We start from the raw sequence: 20,678 nt of genomic DNA on the forward strand, positions 1-20,678 counted from the left end.
TCGTCGGCGGGCGGTCCCGGCGGTCCCGACGGGTCCCGGGAGCGCCGGGCCGGGGGAGAGGGGGTTGTCCGGCCGACGCCCGGGCACGCATCGCCCTCAGGGGTTGACCCGGGGGACTTCCCTCGGGGACCCGCCCAGGCCGGTCACCCAGTCGAAGGCGTCCGCCACGTCGTGGACGGTGGGCACGCCCCGGGGGCCGGGCGGGCGCCGCACCACCACGACCGGGGCGCCGAGCCGGGCGGCGGCCTCCATCTTCGGCCAGGTGTAGGTTCCCCCGGAGTCCTTCGTGACGAGCACGTCCGCCCGGTGCCCGGCCATCAGCTCCAGCTCACCGTCGAGGTGGTACGGCCCCCGGCTGGTCACCAGCCGCCAGGCGGCGGGGAGTTCGAGTCCGGGCACGTCCACCACCCGGGCCAGGACCGCGTGCCCGCCCAGGGCGGGCACGAGGCGGGCCAGCTCCTGGCGGCCGACCGTCACGAACGGCCGCTCGCCGAGCCCGGCCGCCAGCTCAGCCGCCTCCTCGTGGGTGTCGGCGTGGTGCCAGGCCGGGTCGGGCTCCCACCCCGGCCGCTCCAACCGCAGCAGCGGCAGGTCCGTGCAGGCGGCGGCCGCGTTGGCGGTCATGCCGAGCGCGAAGGGGTGGGTGGCGTCCACGACCGCGTCGTAGTCGGCCAGGGCGGCGCGCAGTCCGGGCACTCCCCCGAACCCGCCGATCCGCACCTTCCCCACCGGCAGGCGCGGCCGGGCCACCCGGCCGGCCAGCGACGTGGTCACGTCCACGCCCGCCCCGACCAGCAGGGCGGCCAGTTCACGGGCCTCGGACGTACCCCCCAGGAGCAGGAGCCGCACAGAAGAAGGGCTGTGCCGAAGGCGTCCGTCGAGGGTGGTGGAGGGTGACGAAGAGGGAGGCACCGCGGCCGCAGGCCGTCCGTTGAGGGTGGTGGAGGGTGACGGGAGGGAGGCTCCCGGACCGAGCACGGCCAGACCGGCGGGAGCCCCGTCGAGGGCCAGCCCGAGCAGGGCGTCGACGTCCAGGTACCGCTCCGCCAGGTCGGCGAGCAGGTCCATGCGCCGCTCGCGCGCCGCGGGGAAGTCCGTCCCGGACGGCCCGTACCCCAGCGTCCGGGCGAGGAAGGCCGCCCGGAAGGCGTCGCCCTCCAGGCTGCCGTGCCACATGGTCCCGAAGACGTTGCCCGAACGCGCCCCGCCCAGGAACTCCTCCGCGCCCCCGCCCACCGTGATCCGGCCGTGGTGGATCTCGTAACCGCTCGCGGGCGCGCCCAGGGCCTTCCCCTCCGGCAGGCGGAGGACCTTGTCGGCGGTGAACTCGGTGCGCGCGTCGAGGAGGCCCAGCCCCTCGGCGGACGCCCCGGGGGCGGCCTCGACCCCCTCGGGGTCGGTGACGGTGTGCCCGAGCATCTGGAAGCCGCCGCAGACGCCGAGCAGCGGGCGTCCGCGGCGGACGTGTCCGGTGATCGCCGTGTCCAGTCCGCGCGAGCGCAGCCAGGCCAGGTCGGCGAGGGTGGAACGGGTGCCCGGCAGCACCACGAGGTCGGCGTCGGCGATGTCGCGCGGACCGGAGGCGAAGACCACGTCGAGCCCGGGTTCCAGGCCGAGCGCGTCCACGTCGGTGAAGTTGCTGATCCGGGGCAGGCGCACCACCGCCACCCGCAGCGCCGCCTCCCCGTCGGCCCGCCGTCCCTCCAGGTCGAGGGCGTCCTCGGAGTCCAGCCACAGCCCCGGGTCCCACGGCAGGGTCCCGAACACCCGGCGGCCGGTGATCCGTTCGAGATCGTCCAGCCCCGGCCGGAGCAGGGCGTGGTCGCCACGGAACTTGTTGACCGCGAAACCGGCGATCAGGGCCTGGTCCTCGGGCTCCAGCAGCGCCACCGTCCCGTACATCGCGGCGAACACCCCGCCCCGGTCGATGTCGCCGACCACGACCACGGGCATCCCCGCGTGGCGGGCCAGGCCCATGTTCACGTAGTCGCCCGCGCGCAGGTTGATCTCGGCGGGGCTGCCCGCGCCCTCGGCGACGACGACGTCGTAGCGCGCGGACAGGTCGTCGAAGGCGGCGTGCGCGGCCTCGGCCAGGTGGCGCCGCCCCGCCTCCCAGTCGGAGGAGGACACCTCCCCGGCGGGGTGGCCGAGCAGGACGGCGTGGCTGCGCCGGTCGCTGCCCGGTTTGAGCAGCACCGGGTTCATCGCGGGTTCGGGGAGGGCGCGGGCGGCCAGCGCCTGCACCCACTGGGCGCGGCCGATCTCCGCCGGGCGCCCGTCCGGGCCGTGGCAGACCATCGAGTTGTTGGACATGTTCTGCGCCTTGTACGGCGCCACCCGCACGCCCCGGCGGGCGAAGGCCCGGCACAGGGCGGTGGTGACCACGCTCTTGCCCGCGTCGGAGGTGGTCCCGGCGACCAGGAGCCCTGTCACTCCGGCCTCCTCAGCAGCGCGGTGTCCATCATCCAGCCGGCCCTCTCCCTGGCCCTCCGGCGGGCCGCCGCGATCTCGGGCAGTACCTCGCCCACGCGTCCGGCGACCAGTTCCTCGGAGTCGGCGCCCAGGTTGGCCCCCCACCAGAGGGACCAGTCCTCCAGGCCTTCGAACCCGTGCCGTCCGCCGAGCATGACGAGGATGTTGTCCTGCCCCGCCTCGACGGCCTCGCCCAGCCGCCGCGCCGGGGTCACGTGCACCGGACGGCCGACCTCGTGCAGCACGATCCGGTGCCGGGCGGCCAGGACCTGGGGCGCGCTGATCCCGGGCAGCACGTCGTAGTCCACGCCGACGTTCCCGCGCTCGGCGATCCGCGCGACGATCCGCAGGGTGGAGTCGTACAGCGAGGGGTCGCCCCAGACCAGGAAGGCCGCGGTGCCGCCGCGCTCGCCGAGCACCCGTTCGAAGGCGGCCACGCGGGCCTCGTGCCAGTCGGCGACCGCCGCCGGGTAGTCGGCGGGGTCGTCGCGGTCGCGCTCGGGGTCGGCCACGGTGGCCAGCGGGACGCCGAAGGCGTCGCAGACGGCCCGGCGCAGGGCGAGCAGCCCGTCGTCCGCCCCCTTGTCGACGGCCACCGCGTAGTCGCAGTCCCGGAGGGCCTCGGCGACCTCGCCGGTGACGTGGTGGGGGCCCATGCCGATCCCCAGGATCCGCACCCTCACTCGGACCGCTCCTCCAGGTCCCCCTCGACCTCCAGGTAGACCTCGGTGAGGGCCTCCAGGGTGGCCGGGTCCGGCTCCGCCCACAGCCCGCGCCGCGCGGCCTCGTGCAGGCGCTCGACGATGCCGTGCAGCGCCCAGGGGTTGGAGCGGCGCAGGAACTCCTGGGTCTCGGCGTCCAGGACGTACTCGGCGGCGAGCTTCTCGTACATCCAGTCGTGCACGACCCCGGCCGTGGCGTCGAAGCCGAACAGGTAGTCGACGGTCGCGGCCAGCTCGAAGGCGCCCTTGTAGCCGTGCCGCCGCATGGCCGCGATCCAGCGGGGGTTGACCACCCGGGCCCGGAACACGCGGGCGGTCTCGTCCGCCAGGGGCCGTGTGCGCACCGCGTCGGGCGAGGTGGAGTCGCCGACGTAGGCCTTGGGGTCGGCCCCGCTGAGGGCGCGCACGGTGGCGATCATGCCGCCGTGGTACTGGAAGTAGTCGTCGGAGTCGGCGATGTCGTGCTCGGCGCTGTCGATGTTCTTCGCGGCGACCTTGATCCGGCGGTAGTTGGTCCGCATGTCGTCGGCCGCGGGCACGCCGGCGAGGTCGCGGCCGTACGCGAAACCGCCCCAGGCCGTGTAGACCTCGGCGAGGTCGCGGTCGTCGCGCCAGTTGCCGGACTCCACGACCTGGAGGATGCCCGCGCCGTAGGAGCCGGGGGCGGAGCCGAAGATCCGGGTGGTGGCGCGGCGCCGGTCGCCGTGCTCGGCCAGGTCGGCGTTGGTGTGGGCGCGCACGTAGTTCTGTTCGTCCGGCTCGTCGAGCCCGGCGACGAGGCCGACCGCGTCGTCCAGCATGGCGACCACGTGCGGGAAGGCGTCGCGGAAGAAGCCGGAGATGCGCACCGTGACGTCGATGCGCGGACGCCCCAGCTCCTCCAGCGGCACCACGTGGAGCCGGCCGACCCGCCGGGAGGCCTCGTCCCACTCGGGCCGGACCCCGAGCAGGGCCAGGACCTCGGCGATGTCGTCGCCGGAGGTGCGCATCGCGGAGGTGCCCCACACCGACAGGCCGACCGACTCCGGGTAGGCGCCGGTCTCGTCCAGGTGGCGGCGCAGCAGGGACTCCGCCATGGCCTGGCCGGTCTGCCAGGCGAGCCGGGAGGGGACCGCGCGCGGGTCGACCGTGTAGAAGTTGCGGCCGGTCGGCAGCACGTTGACCAGTCCGCGCAGCGGGGAGCCGGACGGGCCCGCCGGGACGAAACCGCCGTTCAGGGCGTGCAGGACGTGGTCGATCTCGTCGGTGGTGCGGGCCAGCCGGGGGACGACCTGCTCGGCGGCGAACTCCAGGACGCGGCGCACCCCGGGGTCGTCGTGCAGGTCCTGCGCGGCCGCCGGGTCCCACCCTGCGGCCTCCATGCGCTCGACGAGGCCGCGTGCCAGCGCCTCCACCGCGTCGACCTCCTGGGTGGGCGCGTCCTCCTTGAGGCCGAGGGCGGCCCGCAGGCCGGGCACCGCGCCGCCCACGCCTCCCCAGACCTGGGCGGCGCGGAGCACGGACAGGACCAGGTTCACCCGGGCCGTGCCCTCCGGCGCCGCCCCCAGCACGTGCAGGCCGTCGCGGATCTGGGTGTCCTTGATCTCGCACAGCCAGCCGTCGACGTGCAGCAGGAAGTCGTCGAACTCCTCGTCGCCGGGCCGCTCGTCCAGACCGAGGTCGCGGTGCATCTCGGCGGCGCGCATCAGGGCCCAGATCTCGCCGCGGACCGCGGGCAGCTTGGCCGGGTCCATCGCCGCGATGTTGGCGTGCTCGTCGAGGAGCTGCTCCAGGCGTGCGATGTCGCCGTAGCTCTCGGCCCGGGCCATCGGGGGGATGAGGTGGTCGACGACCGTGGCGTGGGCCCGGCGCTTGGCCTGGGCCCCCTCCCCCGGGTCGTTGACCAGGAACGGGTAGACCAGCGGGAGGTCGCCCAGGGCCGCGTCGGTGGCGCAGCCGGCGGAGAGCGCGGCGTTCTTCCCGGGCAGCCACTCCAGGGAGCCGTGCTTGCCCAGGTGCACGACGGCGTGCGCGCCGAACCCGTGCTCCAGCCAGCGGTAGGCCGCCAGGTAGTGGTGGCTGGGGGCCAGGTCGGGGTCGTGGTAGATCGCGATCGGGTTCTCGCCGAAACCGCGCGGGGGCTGGACCAGCACGACGACGTTGCCCGCCCGGAGGGCGGCCAGCACGAGTTCGCCCTGTTCGTTCACGTACAGCTTGCCGGGTGCGGCGCCCCACGCCTCGGTCATCGCCTCCTTCAGCGCCGGGTCCAGGTCCCGGGTCCAGGCGGCGTACTGCTCGGGGGTGATGCGCACGTGGGCCTCGGTGAGCTGGACGGAGGTCAGCCAGTCCTCGTCCTGGCCGCCCGCCGCGATCAGGGCGTGGATCAGGGCGTCGCCCGCCTCGGTCTCGTCGGGCAGGTCCAGGCCGGGAAGGGCGTCGGGCGCGCCCAGGTCGTAGCCCTCCCGGCGCAGGCGGCGCAGCAGGCGCACCAGGGAGCGGGGGGTGTCGAGCCCGACGGCGTTGCCGATGCGCGCGTGCTTGGTGGGATAGGCGGACAGGACCACGGCGATCCGCTTCTCGGCGGGCGGCACGTGCCGGAGCCGGGCGTGGGCGACGGCGGTCCCGGCCAGCCGCGTGCAGCGCTCGGGGTCGGCGACGTAGCGGGGCAGCCCGTCGCTGTCGATCTCCTTGAAGGAGAACGGCACCGTGATGATGCGGCCGTCGAACTCGGGGATGGCGATCTGGGTGGCCGAGTCGAGCGGGGTGACCCCGTCGTCGGAACCCTCCCAGTCCGCGCGTGAGCTGGTCAGGCACAGGCCCTGGAGGACGGGGACGTCCAGGGCGGCCATGCGCTCCACGTCCCAGGCCTCGTCGTCGCCGCCCGCGCTCGCGGACGCGGGCACGCTGCCGCCCGCCGCGAGGACCGTGACCACCAGGGCGTCGAAGCCGCCGAGCGCCTCGTAGAGGTCGTCGGGGGCCGAGCGCAGCGACCCGGCGAAGACGGGGACGCCCACGGCCCGGCCGGTCGCGTCGACGGCGTCGGCCAGGGCGTGCGCGAACGCCGTGTTGCCGCCCGCCTCGTGGGCCCGGTAGTAGAGGATTCCCACCTCGGGGAGGCCCTGGCCGTGCGGCCGCTCGCGCTCGGCGAAGCCCCACGGCGGGAGCGCCGACGGGGGCTCGAACCCCTCCCCGGTCAGCAGCACGGTGTCCGACAGGAAGGCGTGCAGGCGGCCGAGGTTGGCCGGACCGCCCTCGGCCAGGTAGCGGTGGGCCTCGGTCGCCACCCCGATGGGCACGGTGGAGTGCTCCATGAGCTCGGCGCTGGGCTGCTGCTCGCCGCTGAGGACCACCAGGGGCGTGCCCCGCTCGCGGACGGCGGCCAGACCGGGCCACAGGTCGTGCGAGGAGCCCAGCAGGCGCACCACCACGAGGTCGGCGCGCCCGACGGCGCCGGTGAGTTCGGCGTCGGAGGCGCGGGACGGGTTGGCCCACAGGTAGGCGGCGCCGCTGGCCCGCGCGGACAGCAGGTCGGTGTCGGACGTGGACAGCAGAGCGATCCGGACCGTCATGGCCGGGCTCCTCCCTCGGGGTTCTCGCCCCGTCGGCGGTCGGACTGCCCGGGCCAGTGTCTGGCTGCACCCCTCGTCGGGGTGTCACAGTGGCGGAACCGCCCCGGAATCTCACCGGGTTCCTGTACCACGGGCAAAGGATTCACACTGTAGCCGGGAGCCCCTCCTCCGGTCCCGGCGGGGACGTCAGGAGCGGTCGGCCCGCCCCGGGGGGACGGCGCCCCGGCGCAGGAAGCGGACCACCGGGCCGTCGGCCCCCGGGGTGACCTCGGCCGGGACCCCGTACACCTCTCCGATGAGGTCGGAGGTCAGGACCTCGGAGGGCGTGCCCCCGGCGACCGCCCGGCCGTCCCGGAGCACGACCAGGCGGTCGCAGTACATCGCCGCCAGGTTGAGGTCGTGCAGGGCGATCACGGTGGTCACCGGCAGGCCCGTGACCAGCTCCATCAGGTCGAGCTGGTACTGGATGTCGAGGTGGTTGGTGGGTTCGTCGAGCAGGAGCTCACCGGGTTCCTGGGCCAGGGCCCGGGCGATCTGGGCGCGCTGGCGTTCGCCGCCGGACAGGGTGTGCCAGGACTGGTCGGCCCGGTCCGCCAGTCCGGTGCGCTCCAGCGCCCGCGCCACGGCCTCCAGGTCGGCCGGGGTCATGGGCGTCCAGGACCGGCGGTGCGGGATGCGTCCCAGGGCCACCACCTCGCGGACCGTCAGCTCGGTCTGGGTGTGCGCCTGCTGCTGGACGGTGGCCACCCGCCGTGCCACGGCCCGGCGGCCGACCCGGTCCAGCGGCCGGCCGTCCAGGGTGACCGCCCCGGCGGAGGGGGCGAGCACCCCGGCGAGCAGCCGCAGCAGGGTGGACTTGCCCGACCCGTTGGGTCCCAGCAGGCCGACGGTCTCACCGGGGCGGGTGGCGAGGGTGACGCCGTCGAGCACGAGACGGCCGCCGATCCCGAGGCTGACCCGGTCGGCGCGCAGCCCCTCCCCCGGGTCCCGGACCGGGTGGTTCACGTCTTCCTCCTCACTCGGTACAGCACGGCGATGAAGGCGGGCACCCCGATGAGGGAGGTGACCACCCCCACCGGGATCTCCTGCGGGTCCAGCGCGGTCCGGGCGACCGTGTCCACCCACACCAGGAAGACCGCCCCCGCCAGCGCGGTGACCGGCAGCAGCCGGGCGTGGGAGGAGCCGGTGAGGGCCCGTGCGGCGTGCGGCAGGACCAGGCCCACGAACCCGATCGCGCCCGTGGAGCTGACCAGCACCGCCGTGAGCAGTGCGGTGGCGCTCAGCAGCAGCACGCGGGCCCGGCCCACCCGGACGCCCAGGTTCGCCGCGGCCTCCTCGCCGAAGGCGAAGGCGTCCAGGGTGGTGGTGTGGGCGAGGCAGACGGCGAGCACGAGGCACAGCACCGCGGCGCACAGGAGCACGTCGGTCCATCCGGCGCCGCCGAGGGAGCCCAGCAGCCAGAACAGCACCGCGCGCGTGGTGTCGGCGTCCGCCGAGGTCAGCACGATGAACGAGGTCAGCGCCGAGAACAGCTGCATGGCCGCGACCCCGGACAGCACGACGCGGTCCATGCTCCCGCCGAGGCTGTGGCTGAGCAGCATCACCATGCCGAAGGAGAGCAGGGCGCCCGCGAAGGCCCCCGCCGGGAGCGAGACCGCTCCGGCGCCCCAGCCGAGCACGGTCACGAGGACCGCCCCGGTGGAGGCGCCGGAGGAGACCCCGAGCACGAAGGGGTCCGCCAGCGGGTTGCGGAGCAGGGACTGCATGACCGCGCCGCACACGGCCAGGCCGGCCCCGCAGACCGCGGCGAGCAGGGTGCGGGGCATGCGCAGGTTCCACACGATGCCCTCGCGCAACCGCGTCAGGGGGCTTTCGCCCCACCCGAACCGGGCGGCGGCCGACCTCCAGACCTCGGCGGGGGTGAGGTCGGCGGGCCCGATGGTGACGGCGACCGAGACCGACAGGCCGAGGAGCAGCAGGCCGGAGGTGACGAGCAGCGCCGGGCGCGCACCGCTCAACGGGCGTACCCGAGCTCGCGCAGGCCGTCGGCGACCAGTTCGATGCCCTCGACCGTGCGGATCGAGGGGTTCATCGCCTGGCCGCTGAGCAGGACGTACCGCTCCTCCCGCACGGCGGTGAGGTTGCGGGTGGCCGGGTTGTCCTCCAGGAACTCGATCTTGGCCGCCGCGCTCTCCGCGGTCTGGGAGTCGCGGGTCAGGTCGCCGAGCACGATGACGTCGGGGTCGCGGTCCGCGACGGTCTCCCAGTTGATCTGGGGCCATTCGCTGTGGGTGTCGTCGAAGGCGTTCTGCGCGCCGACGGCGCCGGTGATGGCGCCGGGGGCGCCGCAGCAGCCCGCGAGGTAGGGCGACTGCGCGTTGGCGAACCAGTACATGAGGGAGACGTCCTCGACCTCCAGGTCCTCGGTCGCGGCGCCCACCCGGTCCCGGAGCTCCCCGACGAGCTCCTCCCCGCGTTCCTCCACGCCGAAGATCTCGGCCAGGTCGTGGATCTCGCCGTAGACGGCGTCCAGGGTGAGCGGCTCGCTCCGGGAGCCGTCCCCGCCGCCCTCGTTGTCCTTGCCCGCGGCGCAGTCGGTCGGGGAGACGTACGAGGGCACGCCCAGCTCCTCGAACTGTTCGCGGGTGGCGACCCCGCCGGCGCCGAGTGTGGAGACGAAGGAGGCGGTCACGAGGTCGGGCTCGGCCTCCAGGACCCGCTCGAAGGAGGGGTTGTTCTCGGCCAGCCGCGGGATGTCCCCGTTGGCCTCCTCCAGGCCCTCCATGATCGGGTCGGTCCAGGTGGCGGTGCCGACCACCCGGTCCTCCAGGCCCAGGGAGAGGAGGATCTCGGTGGTGCCCTGGTTGAGGGAGACCGCCCGCTGCGGGGGCGCGTCGAGGGTGACCTCGTGGCCGCAGTTGTCGACGGTGCGGGGGTAGCCGGACCCGGCGGCCGCTTCGGTGCCGTCGCCGCCCCGGTCGTCCTGCGGGCCGCAGGCGGTGAGGGCGAGGACGGGGGCGAGCAGGAGGGCGAGGGAGGGGAGGGCGGAGGACAGGAGGGCGTGGCGCGACATGGGTATGCCTCAGGTGTCGGGACTCGAACGCGGAGCCTGGCATGGATGCGCCTCCGCGCACTCGACGCGGAGGGGCCAGCAGGTCTTCGGACTCGGGTTCGTCCGGACGGGGTGCCTTCCCAGGGCGGTGCGCGCGGGCGCTTCCGTCCGCGCGCGTGCCCCAGTGGCTCGTGTACCCCGCCCGTCCCCCACACCGCTGCGCGTCAGCTCCGGATTCGCACCGGATTCCCTGACCACCTAGGTGGTACGACTGGCCCCGGAAGGGTACCAAGGGCCCCGCGCGCCCTCCGGGGCGGGCGGGGCCCGGGCGGCGCACCGGCGCGGGCGCCCTGGCGACGTGCCGGAACGCCGCCCCGGGGCCGGGTCACCCGTCGAGGAAGCGGAGCAGCTCCGCGGTGACGAACTCGGGGTTCTCCTCGACGAGCCAGTGCCCCGCGTCCGGCACCTCCACCGCGCGCACGATGTCGGTCATGCGCGTGTCCACGGTGGCCCGGACCGGGTCGAGCTGCCCCTGGGCGGTCATGACCAGGGCCGGGACGTCGACCGGTTCCGCCTCAACGGTGTCGCGGACGTCCTCGTCGAGGGTGCGGTAGAGGTCGAAACCGCCGGTGAGGGCCTCGGGCCTGGAGTAGGTCCGCGCGTACTCGTCGATCTCGGCCTCGGTGAACGGGGACCGGTCCGAGGTGCCCCCGAACGCCGTCCCGTTGAAGGAGACCTGGGGGTAGAACAGCGCCAGGTAGTCGCGGACGTCGTCGCCGACCACCGTCTCGGGGACCTCGGGCTGGGAGTGGAAGGCGATGTGCCAGCTCATCGAGCGGTAGGCGGACGCGTCGATCCCGGGTCCGGGGAGCGGCAGGTCGAGGTAGCCGAGGTGTTCGGTGTCCTCGGGGAACCGGGCGGCGTACTGGAAGGCCACCGCGGCTCCGAGGTCGTGCCCGACGACAGCGGCGTCGTCCACCCCGAGCTCGTCGGCGATCAGGGTGTGTACGTACCCGGCCAGAGTGGCTTTGTCGTAACCGGTCGGCGAACCGGCGCTGTCGCCCAGTCCGGGGAGGTCGACGGCGTAGACGGTGTGGTGCTCGGCGAGTTCGGGCATGATCGACCACCAGCCGTACCAGGTCTGCGGCCAGCCGTGGATCAGCACCAGCGGCGTGCCGCTGCCGCCGGTCACGTAGTGCATGCGGACCCCGTCGACGTCGGCGAACTCGTGCCGGAACGTGCCCTCGAACTCGGGGTCGCCCCGGGTGGCGGCCGCGTAGGGGGGAACCTCCTCCTCGGGGGCCGGCGTGGCGCAGGCCGCGGCGCCGACCATGAGCAGGAGGGCGAGCAGGAGGGCCACCGTCGCCCGCGCGGATCGGAGGAGGCCGCACGGGGACGGCCGCGGGGTGGTTGTCGGTCCGGGGGCGCGGACGCCGTCCCCGGACGTGGTCGCTTGGTCGGTGCTCATGGGGGCTCTTTCTGTCGAGGTGCGCCCAGTCTCGACAGGATCTCCACTTATGGCACTAAAAATTGCGGTTCCGGCAAGTTGCCCCGGGGCGTGGGCAAGGCGAACTCCACACCGTGGGGAGGCAGGCGGCCGGGACCGCTGGCGTGCGCGGCCCCGGGACGGCGAGGCCCCTCACCCGGTCGCGGGCCGAGGCGGACACAGGGGCCCGGCCGCGGTCGGACGGCTCCGGCGCACCGGGACCCCGCCCGGCCGCGCTCCTGCGGCCGGGCCCGTCCCGGACGGCTAGCCCACGACGCCGATGGGGCAGCTGGTGCCCGTACCGCCGATGCCGCAGTACCCGTTGGGGTTCTTGGCGTCGGACAGGTACTGCTGGTGGTACTCCTCGGCGAAGTAGAAGGCCTTGAGCGGCGCGATCTCGGTGGTGATCGGGCCGTACCCGGCGGCGGTCAGCACCGGCTGGAAGGCGTCGCGCGTGGCCTCGGCGACGGCCTTCTGGGCCTCGTCGTGGTAGTAGATCGCCGAGCGGTACTGGCTGCCGACGTCGTTGCCCTGGCGCAGCCCCTGGGTCGGGTCGTGGCCCTCCCAGAAGGCCTTGAGGACCTCCGGGTAGGTGATCCGGCTGGGATCGAACACCACCCGCACGACCTCGGTGTGCCCGGTCAGGCCGGAGCAGACCTCCTCGTAGGTGGGGTTGGGCGTGTAGCCGCCCGCGTAGCCGACCGCGGTGGTGACGATGCCGCGCTCGGCGCCGAGGCGCCAGAAGATCCGCTCGGCCCCCCAGAAGCAGCCCATCGCCACGTCGGCGATCTCGCTCCCCTCGGGGTAGGGCGGGGTGAGTGGCGTGCCGAGCACGGTGTGCACCGCGTGCACCGGCATCGGGGTGTCCCGGCCGGGCAGGGCACGCGCTGGGTCGACCATGGTCGCTTTTCTCCCGAACATGACCCCAGGCTATCCGCGGCGAGGGCGCGGCGCACGACCCTGTTCCCGCCTGTGGACGACCCCGCCGCGACCGGGGCGGGCGGGCCCCTTCCTGCGGCGCGGAGGACCTCCCCCCGACCGGCCCGGCACGGGCGCGCCCCCTCCCCGCCCGCGGCCCGGCGTCGAAGGTCTGCCCGGGCGGGCGGTCGATGGCGCCCCCCGACCACCCCGACCACTGGGAGCATGACCCGTCTCACGAGTCCGGGTATCGCCCGATATGAGGCAGACACGCCCGAGGATTCGTCCTACCATTGCGTACGTGCCGGAATCCAACCGCGGCGTCGCCCTCGGGGCAAGCGCCTTCCTCCTGTGGGGCTTCGCGGCCCTGTACTGGCCGTTCCTCTCCGCCTCCGAACCCAGCGAGATCCTCGCCCACCGCATGGTGTGGGCCCTGCTGGCGATGTGCGTCATCCTCCTGTTCGCCCGCCGGGGCTGGTCCTGGCTCCCCGCCGTGCTCCGCAGCCCCCGGCGCCTCCTGCCCGTCGCCGCCGCGGCCGTCCTGATCTCCCTCAACTGGTGGGGGTTCATCTACTCCGTCTCCGTGGAGCAGACCCTCCAGGCCTCCCTGGCGTACTTCATCAACCCCCTGATGTCGGTGTGCCTGGGGGTGCTGCTGTTCTCCGAGCGGCTGCGCACGGCCCAGTGGGTGGCGGTCGGCCTGGGCGTCCTCGCCGTGGCCGTGATGACGGTCGGCTACGGCGTGACGCCGTGGCTCGCGCTGCTCATGGCCTCCTCGTTCGCCGCGTACGGCGCGGTCAAGAAGTACGTCGACCTCGACGGGATGCAGAGCCTGACCGTCGAGACGCTGGTGATGTTCCTGCCGGCGCTGGGCTTCGTGGTCTACCTGGAGGCCACGGGGGCCGGGACCGCGTTCTCGGTGTCGCCCGCCCACACGGCGCTGCTGGTCGGCGGCGGGTTCGTGACCGCCCTGCCCCTGCTGCTCTTCGGCGTGGCCGCCCGCCAGGTGCCCCTGAGCATCATCGGCATGCTCCAGTACATCGCCCCGACCATGATGTTCTTCATCGGCTGGCTCGTCCAGGGCGAGGAGATGCCGCTCGCCCGCTGGATCGGCTTCGCCCTGGTCTGGTCGGCGCTGTGCGTGTTCGCCCTCGACCAGCTGAGCGGCGTCCGCTCACGCTCCCGTGCACGGACCAGGGCCAGGCTGGACCTCATGGCGCAGGAGGCCGAACGGGAGAGGGAGCCCGAGAAGCACGCCCGACCGGACAACGAGGAGTGACCCGGACGGATTTCCCCGTTTCGGAGAACACAAACTACCCTGCGTGACACTGTGCTAACGTCAGGTCGCGAACCGGTCACCGTACCGGTTCCGACCAGGCAGCACGTCCCGGAGGGTCCCTCATGCCCCGCACCAGCCGAACGGCCCGCGCCATGCGCGTCGCCTCGGCCGCGTGCTCCATGAGCCCCTCCCTGCTCGGCCTGCCGCTCCTCGTGGGGGCGTTCCTCACCACCCTGTGGCTCTTCGGGGCCTCACCCGTCCACGCGGACGCCCTCGGCGGCGCCCTCGACGGGACCGGGGCCCTCGCGCGGACCGGGACGGGCGCGCTCACCGGGACCGGCGCCGCGCTCGGCGGCACCGGCGCGGACGCGCTGGGGAACGCCGGCGCGCTCGGGCTCGACCGCCCCGGCTCCCTCGACGAGGTCGTCCCGGAGCGGGTCGCCGAACCGGTCTCCCGGACCCTCGGCACCGTCCACCAGGGCCTGGGCCGCCATGACGGGGACGACGCGGCCGGGCTCCTGGACGATCCCGGCTGGCCGGTGGACGAGCTCCGCGAAGGGGCCCGCCGGGTGGTCGGGGACCTCGACCGGACCCGTCGGGACACCGCCCAGAACCTCCTCTCCCCCGCCGTCGACGCCGTGTCCGGCGTCCAGGACGCCCCGGCCCCGGGTGGGGCCCGGGCCCGCGGGGGGGAGCCGGAATCCGCCGACCACGCCCGTGGGCGGAACGGGCGCCATGACGCCCCGTCCGCCTCCGCCGGGACCCCCGGCGGGCACGGGCCCGTGTACGCCTTCGCACCGTCCGCCGCACCCGCCGTCGAGGTCCCCTCCGCCGAGGCGGACGGGGAGCCCGGTGACACCGGCGCCTCCTCCGCGACGGCGCCCTCCGCCCAGCTGGCCACCGGCTCCGCCGCGCCCGCGGGCGGCGCCGCCCCCGCGGTCGCCGGCTACCTCACGGCCCCGCCCGTCACCGCTCCCGCGGCCTCCGCCGTGCTCCTGGCCTCCCGCTCGCTGCACCCCGTGCCGAGCGGTCCCAGCGACGACCCCACCGTCTCCCCCGACTAGGGCGGTCCCACCGCGCGGTGTCCCTTTCCCGCGCGCGGACCGTTCCCAGCGCGGCGTCCCCGCCGCACCTCCTGGGAGCTGACCTGAGTCCCGTGCCGCCGTTCACGTGATTCATGTCAGCCGGTGGTCCACCTCCGGCCCAGGTCGTCGGCGCCCCGGGCGCACGGCTTCCACGAATGCACCGACCACAGCTTCCGGAAGGAATTCCATGACGCAGGCCAAGCGAATCTCAGCCAGGGCCGTCCTGCTCGCCGCGGGCACCGCGGGCTTCGTCGCCCTCGGCGCCGGGATCGCGGGCGCCGAGGGACTCGACTCCCCCGTCCGCGAGATCACGCCGCTCGTCGAGCGGGCCCTGGTGGAGGGCGTCGCCCCCACCGTGAACAGCCTGGCCCCCGGAGGGGTCGGCCCCATCGCGGGCACCGCCCTGTCCGAGCTCCAGGACAGCGCGCACAACCCGGACCGGCCCGCCCCCGACCTCTCCGCGCCGCTGCCCCGGGGCACGGACGTCGCCACCCCGGTCGGGACCGTCCCCAACCCCGTCCCCGCCCTGGCCGACACCGTGTCCGGCGCCCAGGACGCCACGGGGCTGGACGGGAACCCCCACGACACCGTCGGCCACACCGCGGGCGCCGTCGTGGAGGAGCGCGCCGTGGCGGCCGGGGGGGTGCTGGAGGACACCGCGCGGGGCGTCGGGTCCGAGGCCGAGGCGACCCTCGTCGAGGTGGTGCCGCACACCGTGGAGGCCACCTACGCCCTGCGCGACCGGATCGAGCTGCCGGGCACGCGCGAACTCACCACGCTGCCGCAGGCCGCCGAGCTGCCCGACCCCTCGGACCTGACCGCCCTGACCGGGAACGGGAGCATCGTCCTGGACGAGGTCGTGGCCCCGCTGGGCCGGGGCACCGTCCGGCAGAGCGCCCCCGTGGAGCCCCTGGCCGGCCTGACCGACACCGTGTTCTCCGCCCCCGAGGGCACGACAGTCCTGGGGCTGGGCGGCCCGCTGGCCGACGCCGGCGTGCCCCGCATCACGGGCACCGGCATCGCCCCGGTGGACGAGGCGCTGCCGCAGGCCGCCGAGGCCCTGCCGCAGGCCGCCGAGGCGCTGCCCCGGGCCGCCGCCGACACGGGCCTGCCCACCCTGGTGGAGGGCGCGAACACGGAGACCGCGGAGGAGCTCGTGGCGAGCCTGGGCCGGGGCACCGACCTGCTGAACGACATCGACACCAGCGACATCGTGTCGATCGACGGGGGGACCAAGGAGCAGGAGGTCCCCGCGAACATGGTCCAGCACCCGACCTTCACCCAGCTGCCGGGCTCCGAGGCGCTTCCCGTCATCAGCTAGCGGGCCGTCCGGGACGGTGACCGGTGCGACCCGAGGGGGACCTGCCCCGACGGACCAGGACCTGCGGACGGGCTCGACGCCCTGCGGGCCGCGGGTACGGGGGACGTTGCCGAGAGGGGCGGGTCTGGGAACCCCTCGGGCCACCGCGCCGCCCGACCGGACCGCCCGACCGCCGGCGCCGTCCCCTCCCGGGGCGGCGCCGCGCCGCGTCCGGCCTCCGATGGGGCCGGGGTCACGGGGGGCGGCCGCCCGGCGTCCCGGTGTCAGCCGGAGCGCTCGACCACGTAGTCGCAGAGCGCCTCGAAGGCATTCCTGGCCGGTCCCTCCGGGAGCGTGGCCAGCTCTCCGCGGGACTTGTCGGCCCAGCCCCTCAGGGTGGCCTCCGCCTCCGCCATGGCCGGGTGGACGCGCAGCAGCTTGAGCGCCTCCTCGGCCTCCTCGTCGCCCAGCGGGCGGCCGAGGAGCGACCGGAGCCGCGCGTCGGCGGGGTCCTGCGAGCGCAGCGCGTAGAACATCGGCAGGGTGAGCACGCCCTCGCGCAGGTCCGTGCCCGGCGTCTTGCCGGAGTCGGTGCTCTCGCTGGCGACGTCCAGGATGTCGTCGGAGAGCTGGAAGGCCATGCCGAGCGCGTCGCACGCCCGGGTGAGGGTCCCGATGGTCTCCGGGTCGACCTTGCCGAACATGCCGCCGAACTCCGCCGAGGAGGCGATGAGCGAGGCGGTCTTGTCGCTGATGACCCGCAGGTAGTGGTCCAGGGGGTCGGTGCCCTCGCTGGGTCCGGAGGTCTCCAGGATCTGGCCCTGGACGAGGCGGCCGAAGGTGACCGCCTGGAGCCGGACGGCCTCGGTGCCCAGGTCGGCGAGCATCTCGGAGGCCTTGGCGAACACGTAGTCGCCGGTGAGGATGGCGATGCTGTTGCCCCAGCGCTGGTTGGCGCTGGGCTCGCCCCGGCGCATCTCCGCCTCGTCCATGACGTCGTCGTGGTAGAGGGTGGCCACGTGGGTCAGCTCCACGACGGACGCGGCGGGGATGAGGTCGGGGACCGTGGGGTCGCCGAAGTGGGCCGCGAGGAGCACGAGGGTGGCCCGGAACCGCTTGCCGCCCGCGGCGAGCAGGTGGGACGCCGCCTCGGACAGCAGGGGGTCACTGGAGGCCACAGAGTCCCGGAGCAGGTCCTCGACCTTCTCGAGGTTGTCCTGGACCTCCCGGGCGAGGGTCGGGTCGACTCTCGGCAGAGCGAGAAACCCGCTCGGGACAGCACCGCTCACCGTAAAGCTCCACCTGTTGAACGGGCACGTCGGCGGCCTCTCGGGGAGACCCTCGGAAGGAGGCCCGGGGGCCGCCGCGTGCTCAGCACATGAACATGATCCGACTTGCCACGGTATCCGACCCGGAATGCTCAGCCAAAGCCACACCCGGGTACACGGCGGCCGGATCCGGATCACCCGGGTTTCACGGGCGATCCGGATCTCTGACCGGCGGTGTTCACCCGTCGGTGTCCGTGGAGGCCTGGTCCACCATGACGGCGACCGGTTCCGGGCCCGTCTCGGAGGACGGCAGCAGGTGGTCCAGCACCGGACCGGGGTACAGGCCGAGGAGCAGCGTGGCCGCCACCCCGATCGTGATGACCCCGCCGGTGGCCGCGCCCGCGCGCACCACGGTCGGGCCGTCGCCCTCCGGATCCCGGAAGAACATCACAACGATGATCCGCACGTAGAAGAACGCGGTCACCGCGCTGCTGAGCACGCCCACGACCACCAGGGGCGTGGCCCCGGCCGCGACCGCCGCCTCGAACACCGCGAACTTGCCGATGAAACCGCTGGTCAGCGGGATACCGGCGAAGGCCAGCAGGAACAGGGCGAGCGCACCGGCGAGCGCCGGGGAGCGGCGTCCGAGCCCGGCCCACCGCTCCAGGTCGCCGAGCTCCTGCCCGCCGTCCTTGGTGCGCACCAGGGTCACCACCGCGAACGCGCCCAGGGTCGTGAACCCGTAGGCCGCCAGGTAGAACATGGCGCCCGCGAGCCCGTCGGTGCTGTTGGCCACGACCGCCGTCAGGATGAACCCGGCGTGCACGACCGACGAGTACGCCAGCAGGCGCTTGATGTCCCGCTGGGTGACGGCGATGACCGCGGCGGCCACCATCGTCAGCACCGCGACCGCCCACAGCATCGGCTCCCAGCTGGCCGCCGAGGTGCCGAACGGCACGAAGAACACCCGCAGCAGGGCGCCGAACGCGGCGACCAGCGTGCAGGAGGCCATCAGCGCGGTGATGGGGGTCGGGGCGCCCTGGTAGACGTCGGGCTTCCAGTTGTGGAAGGGGACGGCGCCGACCTTGAACAGCAGTCCGATGGCGACGAGGCCGATGCCCATCAGCAGGAGCGGTTCGCCGTCGCCCCCCTCGCCCTGGAAGATCTCGGCCCCGCCGGCCTCCACGGCCGCCCTGATCGTGCCGAAGTTCACCGATCCGGCGTACCCGTAGACGAGGGCGATGCCGAACAGGAAGAACGCCGACGAGAACGCGCCGAGCAGGAAGTACTTGACCGCGGCCTCCTGGGAGAACAGGCGCCGCCGCCTCGCGAGCCCGCACAGCAGGTACAGCGGGAGGCTCATGACCTCCAGGGCGATGAACATCGTCAGGAAGTCGTTCGAGGCGGGGAACATCAGCATCCCCAGCACGGCGAACATGACCAGCGGGTACACCTCGGTGTGCTGGGAGCCCGCCAGGATGTGCGCGCGCTCCTCCTCGCTGCCGGGGACGGTGGCGGCCTGGGCGGCGAACGCGTCCCGGCCGTCCCGGTTCTCGGCGATGAGCAGCAGGCTGATCAGCGCGAGCACGGTGATGGTGCCCTGGAAGAAGATCACCGTACGGTCCACGGCGAGCACGCCGGCGGCGACGGTCACCCCGGCCTGCCCCTCGGGGAGGGTGCCGATCTGGAGCACGAGCAGCACGAACGCGGCCAGCAGCGCGAGCGCCGCCAGCCCGATCTGGAGGCGGCGCCTGCGCCTGGCCGGCACGAACGCCTCGAACAGCACGCCCAGGACGCCCGCCGCGAACAGCGTGAGCAGCGGGGCGAGCAGCCACCAGTTGATCTCCGGCGGTCCCTCGGTGACGACGGGGAGGTCCATGTGGGGGATCACTCCTCGCCTCCTTCCTCAGAGGCCCCGTCCGCCCCGGCGCCCGCGGTGTCGGCGGTCCCGACCTCCACGGTGCGCTCGACGGCGGGGTTGATCACGTTGAGCAGGGGCTGGGGGTAGAGGCCGAACGCGATGATGAGCGCGAGCAGCGGGGCGACCGCCCACATCTCGCGCCCGGACAGGTCCCGCAGTCCGGACAGCCGGGCCGGGGTCTCGCCGGTCATGGTGCGCTGGTACATCCACAGGATGTAGAGCGCGGCCAGGACGACGCCGGACGCGGCGATGACCGCGGGGGCGGGGTGGAACGCGTACACCCCGACGAACACGAGGAACTCGCTGACGAACGGGGCGAGGCCGGGCAGCGCCAGGCCCGCGAGGCCGGCGACCAGGAACACCCCGGCGAGCTTGGGCGCGACCTTCTGGACGCCGCCGTAGTCCTCGATGAGCGACGACCCGCGCCGCGCGACGAGGAAGCCCACGACGAGGAACAGCGCGCCGGTCGCGAACCCGTGGTTGACCATGTAGAGGGCGGCTCCGGCCTGCGCCTGCGGCGTCAGGGCGAAGATGCCCAGGGTGATGAACCCGAAGTGGGACACGGACGTGTACGCGACCAGGCGCATCATGTCGCTCTGCCCGATGGCGAGGATCGCGCCGTAGACGATGCTCACCAGGCTCAGTGCGACCACCGGCCACACGAACCACGAGACCGCGGACGGGAACAGCTCCAGGCAGTAGCGGAGCATGCCGTAGGTGCCGACCTTGTCGAGCACGCCGACGAGCAGCACGGCGGTGCCGGGGCGCGAGGCCCCCGCCGCCGAGGGCAGCCAGGTGTGCACGGGCCACATCGGCGCCTTGATGGCGAAGGCGATGAAGAAGCCGAGGAAGAGCCACCGCGCGGTGCCCGGGTCGACCGCCGCGAGGGCGCTGCCCTCGCCCACGAGGTCGGTCCACAGGAAGGTCCCGCCGATGACGTACACGCCGATCACCGCGACCAGCATGATCAGCCCGCCGGCGAGGCTGTACAGCAGGAACTTGACGGCCGCCTTGGCCCTGTCCTCACCTCGCCCGTACCGGCCGATCATGAAGTAGACCGGGATGAGCATGGCCTCGAAGAACACGTAGAACAGGAACACGTCGGTGGCCGCGAAGACACCGATCATCATGGCTTCGAGCACCAGGATGAGCGCGAAGTAGCCGCGTCCGCCGTCCTCCCTGTCCTCGTTCTCGTTCCAGGCCGCGAGGATGACGAGCGGCACCAGGACCGCCGACATCAGGATCAGCGTCAGCGCGATCCCGTCGACGCCGAGCGCGAAGTGGACGCCGAAGCGCGGGATCCAGGGGTAGACCTCCTCGAACTGGAGGCCGCCCGCCGCGGACGTGTCGAACCTCAGCGCCATGGCGGCGAGGACGACGAGGGTGAGCACCGAGAAGCCGAGCGCGACCCGCTTGGCGGTCCCGGCGGGCGACCCGGCGGCCCCCGCGGCGGTGGCCGCCGGGGCCCTGGTGGCCGTGGCCGCAGCGGCCCCGGCCGTGGCCGCGGCGCCCGCGGAGGCCTCCGCGGGGGCGGCGGCCTGTGACGTCTTCACGCGCGGCAGCGCCCAGATGACGGCCGCGCCGATCACGGGGAGCGCGATCGCGATAGTGAGCCAGGGGATCATTG

General features: G+C 74.1%; 14 protein-coding genes, 1 pseudogene and 2 riboswitches. Of the genes and pseudogenes, 3 read left to right on the plus strand and 12 right to left on the minus strand.

The features are described from left to right. Window positions 1-96: 96 nt before the first annotated feature. From ACFQBR_RS13460 to msrA, 9 genes and pseudogenes are all read right to left on the minus strand, one after another. A complete protein-coding gene (locus tag ACFQBR_RS13460; RefSeq protein WP_344180454.1) occupies window positions 97-849 on the minus strand; it encodes a cobalt-precorrin-6A reductase in 753 nt (250 codons plus the stop codon). Between the two features lie 174 nt (window positions 850-1,023). Beyond that, a pseudogene (locus ACFQBR_RS13465) lies at window positions 1,024-2,433 on the minus strand (cobyric acid synthase); the annotation flags it as partial. Beyond that, on the minus strand, window positions 2,430-3,155 hold the full coding sequence (cobF, locus tag ACFQBR_RS13470; RefSeq protein ID WP_344180448.1) for a precorrin-6A synthase (deacetylating): 726 nt from the start codon (window positions 3,153-3,155) through the stop codon (window positions 2,430-2,432). The gene cobF and the pseudogene ACFQBR_RS13465, both read right to left, overlap by 4 nt. After that, complete coding sequence (cobN, locus tag ACFQBR_RS13475; protein ID WP_378553471.1) at window positions 3,152-6,742, minus strand: cobaltochelatase subunit CobN; 3,591 nt, start codon at window positions 6,740-6,742, stop codon at window positions 3,152-3,154. The genes cobF and cobN overlap by 4 nt, the downstream gene beginning before the upstream one ends. 34 nt (window positions 6,743-6,776) lie before the next feature. After that, a riboswitch (cobalamin riboswitch) is annotated at window positions 6,777-6,914 on the minus strand. A gap of 14 nt (window positions 6,915-6,928) precedes the next feature. Further along, complete coding sequence (locus ACFQBR_RS13480; RefSeq protein WP_344177220.1) at window positions 6,929-7,747, minus strand: ABC transporter ATP-binding protein; 819 nt, start codon at window positions 7,745-7,747, stop codon at window positions 6,929-6,931. Continuing rightward, window positions 7,744-8,760 carry a FecCD family ABC transporter permease gene (locus ACFQBR_RS13485; RefSeq protein ID WP_344177217.1) on the minus strand — a complete coding sequence of 339 codons (1,017 nt, stop codon included), beginning with the start codon at window positions 8,758-8,760 and terminating at the stop codon, window positions 7,744-7,746. The genes ACFQBR_RS13480 and ACFQBR_RS13485 overlap by 4 nt, the downstream gene beginning before the upstream one ends. Continuing rightward, window positions 8,757-9,815, minus strand: a complete 1,059-nt coding sequence (locus ACFQBR_RS13490; RefSeq protein ID WP_344177215.1) for an ABC transporter substrate-binding protein — start codon at window positions 9,813-9,815, stop codon at window positions 8,757-8,759. The genes ACFQBR_RS13485 and ACFQBR_RS13490 overlap by 4 nt, the downstream gene beginning before the upstream one ends. Window positions 9,816-9,875: 60 nt before the next feature. After that, window positions 9,876-10,085: riboswitch (cobalamin riboswitch) on the minus strand. A gap of 94 nt (window positions 10,086-10,179) precedes the next feature. Then, window positions 10,180-11,262: an alpha/beta fold hydrolase gene (locus ACFQBR_RS13495; RefSeq protein WP_344177213.1), complete on the minus strand. Its 1,083-nt coding sequence runs from the start codon at window positions 11,260-11,262 to the stop codon at window positions 10,180-10,182. Between the two features lie 282 nt (window positions 11,263-11,544). Further along, complete coding sequence (gene msrA / locus ACFQBR_RS13500; RefSeq protein WP_344177210.1) at window positions 11,545-12,201, minus strand: peptide-methionine (S)-S-oxide reductase MsrA; 657 nt, start codon at window positions 12,199-12,201, stop codon at window positions 11,545-11,547. 298 nt (window positions 12,202-12,499) lie between these two features. On the opposite strand from msrA, the gene rarD reads away from it, so the two are divergent. The 3 genes from rarD (at window position 12,500) to ACFQBR_RS13515 (ending at window position 15,883) form a co-directional block, all read left to right on the plus strand. Then, on the plus strand, window positions 12,500-13,477 hold the full coding sequence (gene rarD / locus ACFQBR_RS13505) for an EamA family transporter RarD (RefSeq protein ID WP_267946779.1): 978 nt from the start codon (window positions 12,500-12,502) through the stop codon (window positions 13,475-13,477). A 122-nt stretch (window positions 13,478-13,599) separates the two neighbouring features. Further along, window positions 13,600-14,541 (plus strand): flagellar associated protein, encoded by a 942-nt coding sequence (locus ACFQBR_RS13510; protein ID WP_378553478.1) that lies wholly within the window; start codon window positions 13,600-13,602, stop codon window positions 14,539-14,541. Window positions 14,542-14,749: 208 nt separating this feature from the next. Next, a complete protein-coding gene (locus ACFQBR_RS13515) occupies window positions 14,750-15,883 on the plus strand; it encodes a hypothetical protein (protein WP_344177205.1) in 1,134 nt (377 codons plus the stop codon). A 263-nt stretch (window positions 15,884-16,146) separates the two neighbouring features. On the opposite strand, the gene ACFQBR_RS13520 is transcribed toward ACFQBR_RS13515, so the two are convergent. From ACFQBR_RS13520 to ACFQBR_RS13530, 3 genes are all read right to left on the minus strand, one after another. Further along, window positions 16,147-17,151, minus strand: coding sequence for a polyprenyl synthetase family protein (locus ACFQBR_RS13520; protein WP_267946782.1), 1,005 nt, complete (start codon window positions 17,149-17,151; stop codon window positions 16,147-16,149). Window positions 17,152-17,368: 217 nt separating this feature from the next. Continuing rightward, window positions 17,369-19,021: an NADH-quinone oxidoreductase subunit NuoN gene (gene nuoN / locus ACFQBR_RS13525; RefSeq protein WP_378553482.1), complete on the minus strand. Its 1,653-nt coding sequence runs from the start codon at window positions 19,019-19,021 to the stop codon at window positions 17,369-17,371. Beyond that, window positions 19,018-20,676, minus strand: a complete 1,659-nt coding sequence (locus tag ACFQBR_RS13530) for an NADH-quinone oxidoreductase subunit M (protein ID WP_267946783.1) — start codon at window positions 20,674-20,676, stop codon at window positions 19,018-19,020. The genes nuoN and ACFQBR_RS13530 overlap by 4 nt, the downstream gene beginning before the upstream one ends. Window positions 20,677-20,678: the final 2 nt, after the last annotated feature.

Source organism: Nocardiopsis tropica (genome assembly GCF_042660575.1).
In the GTDB taxonomy this organism is placed as follows: domain Bacteria; phylum Actinomycetota; class Actinomycetes; order Streptosporangiales; family Streptosporangiaceae; genus Nocardiopsis; species Nocardiopsis tropica.